This is a genomic window from Thermus sp. (assembly GCF_040290245.1).
GTDB lineage: Bacteria > Deinococcota > Deinococci > Deinococcales > Thermaceae > Thermus_A.
In genome coordinates, this window is the sequence record NZ_PSMQ01000012.1 from 23,896 (window position 1) to 38,296 (window position 14,401).

The 14,401-nt window shown below is 65.2% G+C and carries 16 protein-coding genes; 9 read left to right on the plus strand and 7 right to left on the minus strand.

The genetic code is table 11. The annotated features are described in order from the left end of the window. Positions 1-24: 24 nt before the first annotated feature. From rtcB to C4301_RS03105, 3 genes are all read right to left on the minus strand, one after another. Positions 25-1,455: an RNA ligase RtcB gene (gene rtcB / locus C4301_RS03095; protein WP_352413652.1), complete on the minus strand. Its 1,431-nt coding sequence runs from the start codon at positions 1,453-1,455 to the stop codon at positions 25-27. Between the two features lie 112 nt (positions 1,456-1,567). Further along, positions 1,568-1,822: a hypothetical protein gene (locus tag C4301_RS03100; protein ID WP_352413653.1), complete on the minus strand. Its 255-nt coding sequence runs from the start codon at positions 1,820-1,822 to the stop codon at positions 1,568-1,570. After that, positions 1,806-2,081: a septum formation initiator family protein gene (locus C4301_RS03105; RefSeq protein ID WP_352413654.1), complete on the minus strand. Its 276-nt coding sequence runs from the start codon at positions 2,079-2,081 to the stop codon at positions 1,806-1,808. The genes C4301_RS03100 and C4301_RS03105 overlap by 17 nt, the downstream gene beginning before the upstream one ends. Positions 2,082-2,312: 231 nt before the next feature. Here C4301_RS03105 and C4301_RS03110 point away from each other — a divergent pair, with 231 nt between their 5' ends. After that, complete coding sequence (locus tag C4301_RS03110; protein ID WP_352413655.1) at positions 2,313-2,750, plus strand: Fur family transcriptional regulator; 438 nt, start codon at positions 2,313-2,315, stop codon at positions 2,748-2,750. 45 nt (positions 2,751-2,795) lie between these two features. Here C4301_RS03110 and C4301_RS03115 read toward each other — a convergent pair whose 3' ends face one another. After that, on the minus strand, positions 2,796-4,229 hold the full coding sequence (locus C4301_RS03115) for a leucyl aminopeptidase (protein ID WP_352413656.1): 1,434 nt from the start codon (positions 4,227-4,229) through the stop codon (positions 2,796-2,798). Between the two features lie 30 nt (positions 4,230-4,259). Here C4301_RS03115 and C4301_RS03120 point away from each other — a divergent pair, with 30 nt between their 5' ends. From C4301_RS03120 to C4301_RS03150, 7 genes are read left to right on the plus strand one after another with little or no spacing between them, the layout of a single operon-like run. Next, positions 4,260-5,129 (plus strand): DUF1385 domain-containing protein, encoded by an 870-nt coding sequence (locus C4301_RS03120; protein WP_503012383.1) that lies wholly within the window; start codon positions 4,260-4,262, stop codon positions 5,127-5,129. After that, complete coding sequence (gene mnmA / locus C4301_RS03125) at positions 5,126-6,226, plus strand: tRNA 2-thiouridine(34) synthase MnmA (protein ID WP_352413658.1); 1,101 nt, start codon at positions 5,126-5,128, stop codon at positions 6,224-6,226. Before C4301_RS03120 ends, mnmA begins: the two co-directional genes overlap by 4 nt. 22 nt (positions 6,227-6,248) lie before the next feature. After that, on the plus strand, positions 6,249-7,319 hold the full coding sequence (gene pstS / locus C4301_RS03130; protein WP_352413659.1) for a phosphate ABC transporter substrate-binding protein PstS: 1,071 nt from the start codon (positions 6,249-6,251) through the stop codon (positions 7,317-7,319). 56 nt (positions 7,320-7,375) lie between these two features. Further along, the gene (pstC, locus tag C4301_RS03135; RefSeq protein ID WP_352413660.1) at positions 7,376-8,320 is read left to right on the plus strand and encodes a phosphate ABC transporter permease subunit PstC; all 945 of its coding nucleotides are present in this window, start codon (positions 7,376-7,378) and stop codon (positions 8,318-8,320) included. After that, positions 8,317-9,150 carry a phosphate ABC transporter permease PstA gene (gene pstA, locus C4301_RS03140; RefSeq protein ID WP_352413661.1) on the plus strand — a complete coding sequence of 278 codons (834 nt, stop codon included), beginning with the start codon at positions 8,317-8,319 and terminating at the stop codon, positions 9,148-9,150. The genes pstC and pstA overlap by 4 nt, the downstream gene beginning before the upstream one ends. Before the next feature lie 9 nt (positions 9,151-9,159). Then, positions 9,160-9,927, plus strand: coding sequence for a phosphate ABC transporter ATP-binding protein PstB (pstB, locus tag C4301_RS03145; protein WP_352413662.1), 768 nt, complete (start codon positions 9,160-9,162; stop codon positions 9,925-9,927). An 11-nt stretch (positions 9,928-9,938) separates the two neighbouring features. Further along, positions 9,939-11,693, plus strand: a complete 1,755-nt coding sequence (locus tag C4301_RS03150) for an FAD-dependent oxidoreductase (protein ID WP_352413663.1) — start codon at positions 9,939-9,941, stop codon at positions 11,691-11,693. On the opposite strand, the gene C4301_RS03155 is transcribed toward C4301_RS03150, so the two are convergent. From C4301_RS03155 to C4301_RS03165, 3 genes are read right to left on the minus strand one after another with little or no spacing between them, the layout of a single operon-like run. After that, complete coding sequence (locus tag C4301_RS03155; protein WP_352413667.1) at positions 11,639-12,319, minus strand: ABC transporter ATP-binding protein; 681 nt, start codon at positions 12,317-12,319, stop codon at positions 11,639-11,641. The genes C4301_RS03150 and C4301_RS03155 overlap by 55 nt on opposite strands. 7 nt (positions 12,320-12,326) lie before the next feature. Next, entirely contained in the window at positions 12,327-13,463 is a 1,137-nt protein-coding gene (locus tag C4301_RS03160) for an ABC transporter permease (RefSeq protein ID WP_352413664.1), read from the minus strand. Between the two features lie 27 nt (positions 13,464-13,490). Then, positions 13,491-13,769, minus strand: a complete 279-nt coding sequence (locus tag C4301_RS03165; protein ID WP_352413665.1) for an NIPSNAP family containing protein — start codon at positions 13,767-13,769, stop codon at positions 13,491-13,493. A 41-nt stretch (positions 13,770-13,810) separates the two neighbouring features. Between C4301_RS03165 and C4301_RS03170 the strand changes: the two genes are divergently transcribed. Further along, positions 13,811-14,401 (plus strand): alanine--tRNA ligase-related protein (locus C4301_RS03170; protein WP_352413666.1); only part of this gene is annotated, 591 nt, incomplete at its 3' end.

Sequence of the window (14,401 nt, forward strand, 5' to 3'; positions counted from 1 at the left end):
GTCGGGGGATGAACCGTCTGAGCCCTACCCCTTGACCACGATGAGGGGCCGCAGGCGGGCCACGATCCGGCCAATCCCCGCCCCTTTCACCGCCCTCACCACCTCGCTCACGTCCTTGTAGGCCTCGGGCATCTCCTCGTCCACCGTGGCCCGGGTGGCTGCCCGCACCAGGATGCCCTGGGATTCGAGTTCCCTCACCAGGTTCCGCGTCCGGGCCACCTTCTTGGCCTGGTGCCGGCTCATCTTCCGCCCGGCCCCGTGGCAGCTGGAGCCGAAGGAGGCCTCCATGGCCTTCTCCGTTCCCACCAAAACAAAGGAGTACCGGCCCATATCCCCGGGCACCAGGACGGGCTGGCCCACCTTCCGGTACTCCGGGGGGATCTCGGGGTGGTGGAGGCCGAAGGCCCGGGTTGCTCCCTTGCGGTGGACGAGGACCCTCCGCCCTTTGTGCTCCTCAAACTTGGCGTTGTTGTGGGCAAGGTCGTAGAGGACCCGAAGCCCGTGCGCCTTGGGGGGAAAGCCCGCTTTCTCAAAGGCTTCCCGCACGAAGTGGGCGATGAGCTGGCGGTTGGCAAAGGCGAAGTTGGCGGCGGCGGCCATGGCCTGGAGGTAGTCCTGCCCCTCGGGGCTTTGGATGGGCGCAGCGGCGAGCTGTTTGTCCACGAGTTCGATGCCGTAGCGGGGGGCCACCTTTAAAAACCGATCCACATAGTCCTGGCAGACCTGGTGGCCGAGCCCCCGGCTTCCCGTGTGGATGAGCACGGTGACCTGGCCAGGGAAAAGGCCGAGGGCTTCCGCCGCTTCCGGGTCGTAGATCTGGTCCACGTACTGGACCTCGAGGAAATGGTTCCCGCTGCCCAGGGTGCCCAGCTGGGGCGCTCCCCGTTCAAAGGCCCGCTCCGAGACCTTGTCGGGGTTGGCCCAGGGGAGGCGTCCTTCCGACTCGATGAAGCGTAGGTCCTCTGGGTTTCCAAACCCCCTTTTGACGAGCCAGCCGGCCCCCTCCCTCAGGATCTCCTTGAGCTCCTTTCGGCTAAAGCGCACATCCTTCCGCTCACTCCCCACCCCCGAGGGCACCTCCCGGTAGAGGAGGTCGGCGAGGCGGCTTTTGTGGGGCTCGAGCGCCTCCCGGCTGAGATTGGAGGCCAGAAGGCGGACACCGCAGTTGATGTCGAATCCAATCCCTCCGGGGCTCACCACCCCGCCTGCCTCCGGGTCGAAGGCCGCCACCCCACCCACGGGGAACCCGTACCCCCAGTGGATGTCGGGCATGGCCAAGGCGGGCTCCACGATGCCGGGCAGGGTGGCCACATTCATGAGCTGCTGCAAGGAGGCGTAGCCTTCCGCCTCCAGGTCCTTCAAAATGGATTCTGAGGCGAAAAACACCGCGTCCACCCGCATCCTTCCCTGTTTTGGGATGCGGTAGGTGTAGGGCGCAATCGGTTCAACCCGCACGGGCCACCCCCAAAAAAAACCGCCGGGCTTTCCGCCCGGGCCTATCTTCACCTTACCACGGTATGCACTATGCGTCAAGGGTATGCGGCCAAACCCCGAGCGGGCCCTCTTCTCAGGCCTTCAAGGCCGCGGGAGGGACCTCCCCCCAGGCCAGCTCCACCAGGGCGATGACCTCGTCCACCGGGACCCCGTACTCCCGGGAAAGCCGGGCCACCTCCTGGCCCAGCCGCTTGAGATGGGGCAGGTGGGCCTCGTCCGCCTCCTCCGCCAAGCCCAAAAGCCAGGAAAGAAGCTCCCGGGCCTCCTCGTCGGTCAGACCATCGGTCAGGGCCTCATCGGTTAGAAAGAGTTCAGCGTAGTTTTCCATGGGGATAAAGCGTTTCCTCCTTGCCCACAAAGCCCATCCTCCGGGCCAGGGCCTCGAGGTGGAGGGGGTCCTGGGCGGCCTCGGCCTCCGCCTTGAGCCGCTCCACCCGGAGCCGCGCGGCGCTTAGAGCCTCCTCCAGCCGGGCCCTTTCCAGGGCCAGCGCCCTGGCCCGCACCAGCTCCTGGCCGATGAGGAAGGCCAAGTGGGCCAGGCCCAGGGCGAAGGCGTAGACCAAAAGGCGGTGGCTTCGTCGCTCCAAGGCCCCTTCATTATACGCCGGTGAAGGGCGCAAGCGGTTTGGGTCGATCTTCCCTACAGGCGATGGATTCCAGGCGCGGTCCGACCCCTTGTCTCGCCAGGATCGGCGTTTTTGCAGGGCTTCTGGATCCGGGCCGGGCGGGGGGTTTGGGCGGAAGGGGAGAAGGCTCTTCAAACCCCGATTGTGGACCGGAAGGGTTGTGGTGTATATTGGAAAAGAAGGGAGGTTTAAATGCCAAAGGCCAAGGAAAAGGAAACCTACCGGAGCCGGCTGAAGGCGGTAGGGCTCAGGCACACCATGCCGCGGGAGCGGATTCTTTCCCATCTGGACCGGAAAAACGTCCACCCTACCGCGGAGGAGCTCTACCAGGGGCTGAAGCGGAAGGGGGCCCCGATTGGGCTCTCCACCATCTACTTGAACCTGCACGTCCTTCGGGAGCACGGCCTCATCTACGAGTTTAAAGACCCCAAGGGGGAGACCCGGTTCGATGGCTGGACGGAGCCGCACGCCCATCTGGTGGACCTGGAAACGGGCAAGGTGGTGGACCTCCCCCTTAAGGACCTGGGCCTGGACCGGGAGGCCTTCTTGAAGGAGGTGAGCGGCAAAACGGGGTGGGAGGTTAAGGACTTCCGCCTCGAGCTTAGGGGCACCCCGCCCGCTAAGGAGTAAGGGGGATGGCCAGGCCCCGCCGGGGAGTCCCCGGCGGGGTGGTTTCTACGCCAGAAAGTGCAGCAGGGTCCGGACGCCAAACCCCGTCCCCCCCACGGGGCCCAAGGGGTGGGGCTTGGAGGTGTAGGCGGGGCCTGCGATGTCCAGATGGGCGAAGGGAACCTTTACGAACTCCGTGAGAAACAGCGCGGCGGTGATGGCCCCTCCGTTTCGATCCCCCACGTTCTTGAGGTCCGCGAACTCGCTTTTGAGCTTTTCCCGGTAAGCCTCCTCCAAGGGCATGGGCCAGACCTTCTCCCCCGCCTCCTTGGCCGCTCTTAAGAGGCGGCGCTGGAGGCCAGGGTCGGTGGAGAAGAGCGCCGCCACCTTCTCCCCCAGGGCCACCACCGCGGCCCCGGTGAGGGTGGAAAGCTCCACGATCGTCTCTGCCCCTTCCTTTTCCGCATAGGCCAAAGCGTCCGCCAGGGTGAGCCTCCCCTCTGCGTCCGTGTTGAGCACCTCGATGGTCTTGCCGCTGTAGCTTTTCAGGATGTCCTGCACCCGGTAGGCGGAGCCGGAGATCATGTTTTCCCCCGCGGCGATGTAGGCCCGGACCTCGTAGGGGGGCTTAAGCTGGGCGATGGCCCGCATCGCCCCCAGGACGGCCGCCGCCCCCGCCATGTCGGATTTCATCGTGGACATGCTCTCCGTGGGCTTTAGGGAGTAGCCGCCGGTATCAAAGGTAAGCCCCTTCCCCACAAGGGCCACGCGGCTCAAAGGGCGCTCGGGCCGGTAGACCAGCTTGATGAACCGGGGCGGGTTGGCCGAGCCCTTGGCCACCGCCAAAAAGGCCCCCATCCCCTCCTCTTCAATCCGCCGTTCGTCCCAAACCTCCGCCTCGAGGCCCACTGCCTCCGCCAGGGCCAAGGCGCGCCGGGCGAGCTCCGCGGGGGTAAGGAGATTGGGGGGCTCGTTCACCAGATCCCGGGCGTAGTTCACCGCCTCGGCCACCACCTTGGCCCTCTCCACCTCGGCTTGGGAGGCCCTGGCCAGATGGATGCGAAGCCTTTTTTCCCCCTCTTTTTGGGTTTTGTACTTTGAGAAGCGGTAACTGCCCAGGAAGAGCCCTTCCGCCAGGGCATAGGTGGCCTCCTTCTTCCCCAGGTGGTCGGCGAAAAAGACCTCCACCGCGGCCTCCCGAAAGGAGAGCCTGGAAAGGGCCTGGGCCAGCCGCCCCCCGTGCGCTTTGAGCTCGGCGAGCTCCTGGCCCCTCTTTTTCCCGAGGCCGAAGAGGAGAAAGGCGCCCTCCGGTCTTTGCACCAGGAGGGTTTCCCCGGCCTCCCCAAAGAACCCCGTCTCCCTAAGCGCCTGGCTCAGCGCCCCCTTTAGGGCTTGGTCCAGGGCCTCCCCCTCGGTCAAGAGGCCTCCCGAGGCCACTCCCACCACCTTGAGCGGGGCGGGGATCTCGAATACCGATCGGCGCGAAGCCTTGATATTCATGCTGGAGAATATACCACGCCCTGTGGCAGAATGGGTGGGATGAAGCGGACGATCGGCGGTGCGGCCGCCCTGGAAGGTGTGATGATGAAGGGCCCTGAGGCCTGGGCCCTAGCGGTGAGGCTTAAGGACGGTTCCATCCATGTGGAGCGGCACGAGGAAAAGGCCCTTACCCACCGCTACTTTTGGGCCCGCTGGCCCTTGGTCCGGGGGGTGGTGGCCCTATGGGACGCCCTTTCCGTCTCCTACCGGGCGCTTGCGAGGAGCGCGGAGCTCTACGGGGAGGAGCCTCTGCCTAAGGGGGCTCTTTGGGCTACGATGCTTTTTTCCCTGGGGGTGGGGGTCCTTCTCTTCATCGTCCTTCCCGGTTTTCTCTCCGGCCTTCTCGTGGATGCGGCCAGGCTTCCCCTCCTTTACAACCTCCTGGCGGGGGCCATAAAGGTGGCGATTCTTTTGGGCTACTTAGCCTTTATCGGCCGGACGCCGGAGATCCGCCGCTTTTTCATGTACCACGGGGCAGAGCACAAGGCCATCCACGCTCATGAGAAGGGCCTTCCCCTAACGGTGGAAACCGTGATGGCCCAGCCCCGCTTCCATCCTCGCTGCGGCACCACCTTCATCGCCTTCGTCATCCTGGCCTCGGTTTTGGTCTACAGCCTGATCCCTGCGCCGGAGGTCCTCTGGTGGCGACTTCTGGCCCGGGTGGTCTTCCTGCCGGTGGTGGCGGCTTTGGCCTTTGAGCTCCTCTACTTCTCCGCGAGCCACCACGACCCCTTTTCCCGGCTCCTAAAGGAGATGGGCTTCCGCTTCCAGGGCCTCACCGTGGCCGAGCCCACGCCGGAGATGGTGGAGGTGGCCATCCGGAGCGTGAAGGCCCTCGAGGCCAAGGAGGTGGTGGCGTGAAGCGGGTTCTCGTGGCCATGTCCGGAGGGGTTGACTCCTCCGTGGCCGCGGCGCTTCTAAAGGAGGCGGGCTACGAGGTCATCGGGGCCATGATGCGCTTCTGGCCCGATTGGAAGGAGTTCCATCTGGAGGGCGAAAAGGAGCCCGCCTGGGAGACCTGCTGCACGCCGGATGCGGCCTACGAGGCCCGGCGGGTGGCGGACCTTTTGGGCATCCCCTTCTACCTTCTAGACTACCGGGAGGTCTTTGAGGAGGAGATCAAAAAGCCCTTCCTGGCCGCCTACCAGGAGGGCCTCACCCCCAACCCCTGTGTGAGCTGCAACACCCGGGTGAAGTTTGGCGCCCTCTTGAGGCAGGCCCGACGCCTGGGGGCAAGGTATGTGGCCACCGGCCATTATGTGCGCCGGGAGGGGGAGGCGCTTCTTAGGGGCCTTGACCCCAACAAAGACCAGACGTACTTCCTCTGGGGTACGCCCAAGGAGGCCATCCCCCACCTCCTTTTCCCGGTGGGCCACCTCACCAAGCCCCAGGTGCGAAGGCTGGCGGAGGAGCGGGGGCTTCCCACGGCCAAAAAGCCGGAAAGCCAGAACATCTGCTTTGTACAGGGGTCTTTAAGGGACTACCTGAAAGCGGAGCTGAAGGCCCGGCCGGGGCCGGTGGTGGACCTGGCGACGGGGGAGGTGGTGGGGGAGCACCAGGGGGCGGGCCTTTACACGGTGGGCCAGAGGAAGGGGATCGGGCTTTTCAAGCCCCACCTCGAGCGCTACGTGGTCCGGACCGATCCCAAGGCGAACGTGGTGTATGTGGGTCCCAAGGGGATGGTGATGTTCAGGGGCCTGGAGGTGAACGAACCCAACCTCCTGACCGAGCTTCCCGAGGAGGTGGAGGTCCAGGTCCGCTACCGCACCCCGCCCGTCCGGGCCCGGCTTCTTTCCCTTTCTCCCCTTCGCCTCAGGCTTCTCGAGCCCGTTTTCGCCGTCACCCCTGGCCAGTCCGCGGTCTTCTACCTGGGGGATCGGCTCCTGGGGGGTGGGGTCATCGCCCGGGGGCTCGAGCCCTTGGAGGCCCCTGACATTCCTCTGACCGTAGGCGTTTAGCCTGAGCGTGGGAGGTTTGAGGATGAAGAGAAAGACGCTTCTGGTGGCGCTCGTAGCTTTGGGTTTGGCCCTGGCCCAACCGGTGACCTTGGTGGGGGCAGGTTCTACCTTCGTCTACCCCCTGATGGCCAAATGGGGGGATGAGTACAACAAGCTGACCAAGGGTCAGGTGCGGATCAACTACCAGTCCATCGGCTCCGGGGGCGGGATCCGGCAGTTTTTAGAGCAGACGGTCCACTTCGGGGCCTCGGATGCCCCTCTTTCCGATGCCCAGATGAAGGAGGTGCGGAGCCGGTTTAAGACCAGTGCGCTGAACCTTCCCGTGACCCTGGGGGCGGTGGCCGTCACCTACAACCTGCCCGGGCTTAAGGAACCCTTGAACCTCACGGGGGAGGTGGTGGCGGCGATCTTTATGGGCGAGATAAAGGTCTGGAACGATCCGCGGATCCAGAGCCTCAACCCCCAGGCCAAGCTCCCACCTTTGCCCATCACCGTGGTCCGGCGTTCGGATGGTTCCGGGACCACCTATATCTTTTCCGACTACCTTTCCAAGGTCTCCCCGGAGTGGGCCAAGCAGGTAGGCCGGGGGACGAGCCTGGAGTGGCCCACGGGCATCGGGGCCAAGGGGAACGAGGGGGTGGCCGGGGCGGTGCGGCAGAGCCCTGGGGCCATCGGGTATGTGGAGCTGACCTATGCGGTGCAGAACAACCTTCCCTACGCCGCGGTTCAGAACCGCTCGGGCAGGTTCATCCTTCCCACCTTGGACTCCATTCGGGAGGCTTCCAACGTTCCCCTGCCTGGGGATGCCCGGGTCTCCCTCACCGATACCCGAAGCCCGACCGGCTACCCCATCGCGGGCTTCGTCTATGTACTCCTTTACGAGAAGCTGGACGTGAACAAGGCGGTTAAGACCGAGGCCGAGGCCCGGGCCTTGGTGGAGTTCTTGAAGTGGGCCCTCGAGGAGGGCCAGACCTTCGCTGAGCCCCTTAAATACGTCCGGCTGGGGGAGATTCCCCGGGAAAGGGCCCGCGCCCTTCTCGCCCGGGTGACCTACCAGGGCAAGCCCATCGGGAAGGAGATCCTAAGCCGGTAAACCTCGCTGGCCCCTGCCGTGGGCTGCCCACGGCAGGGGCGTAAAATGGAGTCGGCATGAAGCGGCTTTATACCCATTTTGGGGACCGTTTGTTCGTTTTGGCCCTCCTCCTTCTGGCCTCGGGGGTGATCCTCCTTGCTTTTCTCATGGCCTACGAGCTGTACAAAGGGGGCAGCGAGGCCCTTTCCCGTATGGGAGGATGGGGGTTCCTTGTGGGACGGGACTGGAACCCTGTGGAAGGGAGGTTCGGGGCCTGGCCGTATGTGTTGGGTACCCTGATCGTGAGCCTTTCCGCCCTCTTCCTCTCCTTCTTCCCCGCCTTGGCCGCGGCCATCTTCGCCGCAGAGTATGCGCCCAGGTGGCTGGCGGCCATCGTGAACTACCTTTTGGACCTGACCGCGGCGGTGCCCAGCGTGGTCTACGGGCTTTGGGGTATCTTCGTCATGGCTCCCTGGCTCCGGGACCACCTGATGCTTCCCATCTACCTTTGGGCGGCGGAGAAGGCCCCCTGGCTTTTGCCATTCCTTGGGACGCCCTCCGGCTATGGCCTTCTCACCGCGGTTCTCCTCCTTTCGGCCATGGTGGTGCCCTTCACCGCCGCTTTGGCCCGGGATGCCATCAAGCTCGTTCCCAAGGAGCAGCGGGAGGCGGCCTACGCCCTGGGAGCCACCCGCTGGGAGGTTCTTCGTCTTGCGGTCCTGCCTCTGGCCCGGGGGGGGATCCTGGCCGGGGCCTTTTTGGCCTTGGCCCGGGCCGTGGGGGAGACGATGGCGGTGACCATGGTCATCGGGAACTCCCACCAACTTCCCTACACCCTCTTCGGTGGAGCGGCCACCATGCCCAGCGTGATCGCCAACGAGTTTACGGAGGCGGTGGAGAACCTGCACCTCTCCGCCCTCATCGCCATAGGGTTTTACCTTTTTTTGGTGTCTTTTCTGATCAACCTTGTGGCGGGGTATGTCCTCCGCCGTCAGGAGGCTTTGGCCCGGGGGGTAGGATGAAAGGCTTCGCCTTAAGGGCCCGTTACCGCCGGGACCGGTTCATGCAGGCCCTGGTGGCCCTGGGCACGGTCATGGCCCTTTTGGTTCTGTTTCTGGTGATGGCCTATGCGCTTTTGAAGGGGTTTTCCGCCTTGAATTTCGGGTTTTTCACCCAGGACATGCGCCCCCCTGGGGAGACGGGCGGCGGTCTTCGCCAGGCCATCGTGGGCACCCTGATCGTGGACGGGTTGGCCCTGGTTCTGGCCCTTCCCTTTGGCCTTGCGGCGGGGGTTCTGATGGCGGAGTACAAGGAGCACCCCCTGGCCCCGGTGGTCCGGCTTTTGGGGGATACCCTGAACGGGATGCCTGCCATCCTCTTCGGCCTTTTGGCCTTCCTCCTGGTGGTGAAGCCCATGGGGGGGTTTTCCGCCCTCTCGGGTGCGGTGGCTTTGGGCTTTTTGATGGTGCCCATCATCGCCCGGGCCACGGAAGGGGTGCTTCTTCTGGTTCCCAAGGAGATCCGGGAGGCGGGGCTGGCGCTTGGCCTTCCCCGTTGGCGGGTCATCCTTTCCCTGGTCCTGCCCACCGCCCGGGCCGGCCTGGTCACAGGGGTGATGCTGGCCTTTGCCCGGGCGGCGGGGGAGGCGGCGCCCCTTTTGTTCACCGCCTTTGGCAACCCCTTCTTGTCCTTTGACCCATCTAAGCCCATGGACACCCTTCCCCTGAGGCTTTTCCAGTTCGCCATCAGCCCTTACGAGGACTGGCACCGCCTGGCCTGGGGGGCGGGGCTGGTGCTTTTCGCCCTCATCGTTTTGGCCAGCGCCTTGGCGCGCCTGGCCATTCGGCGCTAGGAGGACGGCATGGACGTGCACCTGGAGACTCGAGGCCTGGTGGTCTACTACGGAAAGCGCATCGGGGTTGGGATGAATGGGGGGGTCTCCCTGCCCCTTTACCGGCATAGGGTCACCGCCTTCATCGGCCCCTCGGGGTGTGGGAAGACCACCTTCCTCCGGGCGCTTAACCGGATGCACGACCTTACCCCAGGAGCAAGGGTGGAGGGAGAGGTTCTCTTGGACGGCGAGAACATCTACGCCCCAGGGGTGGACCCGGTTCTGGTCCGCCGTAGGATCGGGATGGTCTTTCAAAAGCCCACCGCCTTTCCCACCCTCTCCATCTACGACAACGTGGCGGCCGGGCTCAAGCTGGTGGGCATCCGGGACCGGAAGCGTCTGGACGAGGCGGTGGAAAAGGCCCTAAGGGCGGCGGCCTTGTGGGATGAGGTCAAGGACCGCTTAAGGGCCCCCGCCTCTGGGCTCTCCGGGGGGCAGCAGCAGCGCCTGACCATCGCCCGCGCCTTGGCCGTGGAGCCCGAGGTCCTCCTCATGGACGAGCCCACGGCCTCCTTGGACCCCATCTCCACCCAGGCGATTGAGGACCTTCTGCTTTCCCTGAAGGAACAGGTCACCATCGCCATTGTGACCCACAACATGCAACAGGCGGCCCGGGTTTCGGATCACACCGCCTTTTTCCTAAATGGGGAGATGGTGGAGTTCGGGCCCACCGACCTTCTTTTTACCAAGCCCCAGGACCCCCGGACGGAGGCCTATATCACGGGCCGGTTCGGGTAGAATTCCTCACCATGGTGCAGCGCTTTTTCCTCCTTGCCTTCCTTACGCTTTTTGCCCATGCGGCCCCCGATCTTTTGGTGTACGGCGGGACCCCCCAGGGGGTGGCGGCGGCGGTGGCCGCGGCCCGGGAGGGGCTTAGGGTGGTTCTGATCTCCCCTACCGCACGCGTAGGGGGGGTGCTGACCGGGGGTTGGCTGGCCACTTGGGATCTGAGCCGGGATGAGAAAAAGCGCTTTTTGCAGGAGGGGCTTTTCCTCGAAATGTACCGTCGGTTTGGGGGCGATGCCTCCTTCGATGTGCGAAGGGCGGAGGGCGCCCTAAGGCGGATGCTGGAAGAGGCGGGGGTCGAGGTGGTCCTGGAGGCCCCCCTGGAGGAAGTGGTGGTCCAAGGGGGGTATGTGGTCCGGATGCGGTTCGGAGGGCGGGAGGGCCGGGTGGAGGTCCCCACCTTGGTGGTGGACGCCACGGACACCGCGGAGCTGGCGGCTTTGGCGGGAGCCCGGTTCACCCTGGGCCGGGAGGACACCGGCCTGGACAAGGGCCAGATGGCCGCCACCCTGATCTTCCGCCTCGAGGGCCTCCCCTGGGGGGCTGTGTTTTTGGCCCTGAACCACGAGGGGGTTTTCCGCAGGACGGGGGCTGGGGCCTGGGGCCGGAGCGCATGGGGGTTTGGGGAACTTGGGGAAGGGTACCTGTCCAGTTCCTCCCGCTTCCGCCTGAGGGGCCTAAACCTGGCCCGACAGGACGACGGCAGCGTTCTGGTCAACGCCCTTCTAATCCACGGGGTGGATGGGACGAACCCCATCGCCCTGCGCCAGGCCTATGCGGAAGCCGTGGCGGAGGCGGGCCGGGTGGTGGAGTATCTGAGGGAGAAAAGCCCTCTGCTTTTTGGATCCGCTCGCCTGGCCGAGGTGGCGCCCGAGCTCTATGTCCGGGAGAGCCGCCATCTACTGGGCCTTTACCGCTTAAAGGCCGACGATGTCCTTTTTGGGCGCACCTTTCCCGATGCCCTGGCCCTGGGGGGCTACCCTTTGGACGGCCAGGCCTATCTTCCGGGAGAAACCCCTTATCTTTTGGGCACCCCGGCCCCTTACGGAATCCCCTTTCGCACCCTCCTCCCCCAAGGGTTCCGCAACCTTTTGGTGGTTTCCCAAGCGGCTTCCTTCGATAGCGCGGCTGCGTTTTCGGCCCGGGTGGCCCCCACCCAGGTGGCCCTGGGTCAGGGGGCGGGGGTGGCTGCGGCGGTGGCCCGGAAACGGGGGGTAGATTTGCCCAGCCTCCTGGCCCCCGAGGCCTTCTCCGAGGTCCGCTCACGGCTTGGAAAGCAGGGGGCTAGGCTCTTTGCAGAGGGCGGAGTTTCCAAAGAGGAGCTGGATCGCAAGGACCCTGGGTTTGCCCAGGCGGTGGACCTCCTCAGGCGGGGGCTTTTCAATGCGCCCTACGACCTAAGAGGGGAGCTCGGGCTTTCCCGGCCTATCCTCGTAGGGGTCTTCCTGGCCAGCCTGGATCACTTTTACCGGGCCAAGGGGGATAGGGAGGCGCTAACGGTGGTCCTTACCGCCCGGGAGCTCTACCGTATGGATCTCTTCCGTCCCCTAGAAGCTCAGGAGGCCCGCCGCATCCTCATCGCTTTGGGGAAAGGGGCTGGGGATCTACTGATGGGGAAGCCACGGGGGAGGTTTCTGACCCGGGGGGAGGCGGCCCGGGTGCTTTACCCGCTCTTTGGGCTTTCCTCTGCTCGAGCCAGCCGTCCACCCTTAAGGTAGAGCCTCCGGTCTGCCGAGGCCGCAAGCTCCGGGTCGTGGGTGACCAGGACCAGGACCCGGCCTCGGGCCTTTTCCAAAAGGAGGGCCGCCACCTGTTCCCTCGCCTCGAGGTCCAGGTTCCCCGTGGGCTCGTCCGCGAAGAGGATGGGGGGGTCCAGGGCCAGGGCCCGGGCCAGGGCCACCCGTTGCTGCTCCCCTCCGGAAAGGCGGGCCGGGGGGTGGTGGAGGCGGTCTCCCAGGCCCACCGCCTCCAAAAGCGCTGCCGCCCGCTCGAGGCGGGCCTTCCGCTCCACGCCGGCAAGGAGGAGGGGGAAGGCCACGTTCTCCCAGGCGGTGAGGGTGGGGATGAGGTTCCACTGCTGGAAGACGAACCCCATCTTCCTGAGCCTCAAGAGGGCCCGCTCGTCCTCGGAAAGCGGGGTGAGGGGCTGGCCTTCCACGTACACCTCCCCTCCGCTCGGCCGGTCCAGCCCCGCCAGGAGGTTGAGCAGGGTGGTCTTCCCGCTACCCGAGGGGCCCACCACCGCGGTGGACCCCATGGGGAAGGCAAAGGTAAACCCCTGGAGGGCCACCACCTCCTTCTCCCCCTGCCGGTAGCGCTTGCTCAGGTCTTCTGCGACCAGGATGGGCATCTCAGACCCTCCCCAGGGCTTCCACCACGGGAATCCGGCTTGCGGTGCGGGCGGGGAGGAGGCCGGCGGAAAGCCCCAGGGCCAGGGCCACCCCCAGGCTGAAGAGGGCCAGCCTGGGGGTGAGGGCGGAAAGGGCCAGACCCACCTCTTTCGTGGTGTAGAGATTGATGACCGTGGACCCGATCCCTCCAAGCCCCACCCCTAGCCCTCCCCCAAGGAGGGCGAGAAGGAGGGCCTCGAGGAGGACCAGGCGGAAGATGAACCCCCGCCTAGCCCCTAAGGCCCGCATCACCCCGAACTCCCGGATGCGCTCGTAAACGGACATCATCACCGTGTTGGCCACGAGAAGCCCCCCCACCACCAAGGCCACAAGGCTGATGCCGAAGCGGATGAGATCGGAGATGCGAAGCGCCCTTTCCAGGAAGCGCAGGACCTCCCGCGTGGTCTGGACCTCGAGGCCAGGGACCCTGGCCTTAAGCGCCCGGGCCACCTCCTCGGCCTTCTGGCCCGGGGCGGTCTGGACCAAAACCGCAGAGTAATTCCGGGTGCCCAGGACGCTTTGCAAGGCTGAGAGGGGGACGTAGATGAAGTTGTCCGCCAGGCCGCCCTGTTCCTCCAAGATCCCCACCACCTTGAGGGTCAGGCCCCGAGACAGCCTCAAGGGGCTCCCTATCCTTAGCCCCGCCCGCTGTGCGGCCTTGGCCCCCACCACCGCGCCTTCCTGCGGGCTTAGGCTTCCCTCCCTGGCCTTCGCCCCAGGGTAGAGGGTGTCCGGCCCCACCCCTTCCGGGAGGCCTTGGAAGAGGAAGCTCGAGGCGGGGTCAAACCCGCCCCGGCTGAGGAATAAGGTGGGAATGAGGCGGACGGAAAGCGCCTTGGCCGCCTCCTCTAAAGCCCGGTACTCTTCTGGGCTGATCTCTGGGAAGGCGCTGAGGGCGAACCCTTCTGCCCCTTTGGGCACCACCTGGATGGTGGGCCCTACCCGGGCGAGTTCCTGGGCTAAAGAACGCCTCAGCCCCTCTCCGAAGGAGAGGAAGAGGACCATGCTCGCCGTGGCGATCACCACCCCCAAAAGGGTGAGCAGGCTTCGCACGGGGCGCTGGGTCAGGTTGCGGAGGACAAGGGCAAGGGTTTCCACCCCCTTATCCTACGGGCGGGCCGTGCCTCAGACCTCGAGGGCCTCCACAAACCGAACCTCCATCTCCGCGATATACGCCCCAGAATCCACCCCTTGGCGGCGGGGATGGGCGTAGTAGGCCTTTTCCGCCTCCTCGAAATTCTCGTGGGCCACGAACCACAAAAACTCCTGTTTTGAAAGCAGATAGGCCCCGAGGATATGGAAGCCCACCTCCTTGCGCAAAGGCACCACCACCTCCCGGAAGAACCGCAAGAACCCCTCCGTGGCCCCTTCCCTCAAGCGGTACCGCCGCATCTGGACCGTCATGGGAAGAGTCTACCCCACTGGCCTGGGCTATAATCGGAAGGATGCGTACCGCTGAGCTACGGGAAAAGTACCTTTCCTTTTTTGAAAGCAAGGGCCACCTGCGCCTTCCCTCCTTCAGCCTCATCCCCGAGGACGACCCCTCCCTCCTCTTCACCTCCGCGGGGATGGCCCCCCTAAAACCCTACTTCCTGGGGGCCAGGCCTATCTTTGGAGGGAAGGAGTGGCGGCGGGTGACCACCTGCCAGAAGTGCCTCCGGGTGGGGGACATTGAGAATGTGGGCCGCACGGGCCGGCACAACACCTTTTTTGAGATGCTGGGCAACTTCTCCTTCGGGGATTATTTCAAGAAAGAGGCCATCCAGTGGGCCTGGGAGTTCCTTACCGAGCACCTCAGGCTCGACCCCGACCGGCTCTGGGTGACGGTTTTTGAGGACGACGACGAGGCCTACGCCATCTGGCGCGACCTCGTGGGTCTGCCCGAGGAGCGGATCGGTCGGTTCGGGGAGGAGGAGAACTACTGGCCGGGCGGAGCCATCACCCACGGCCCAAACGGGCCTTCCGGTCCTTGTTCGGAGATCTTTTACGACCGAGGGCCCGCCTTCGGCGCCCCCGATGAGACCGGCCCCAACACC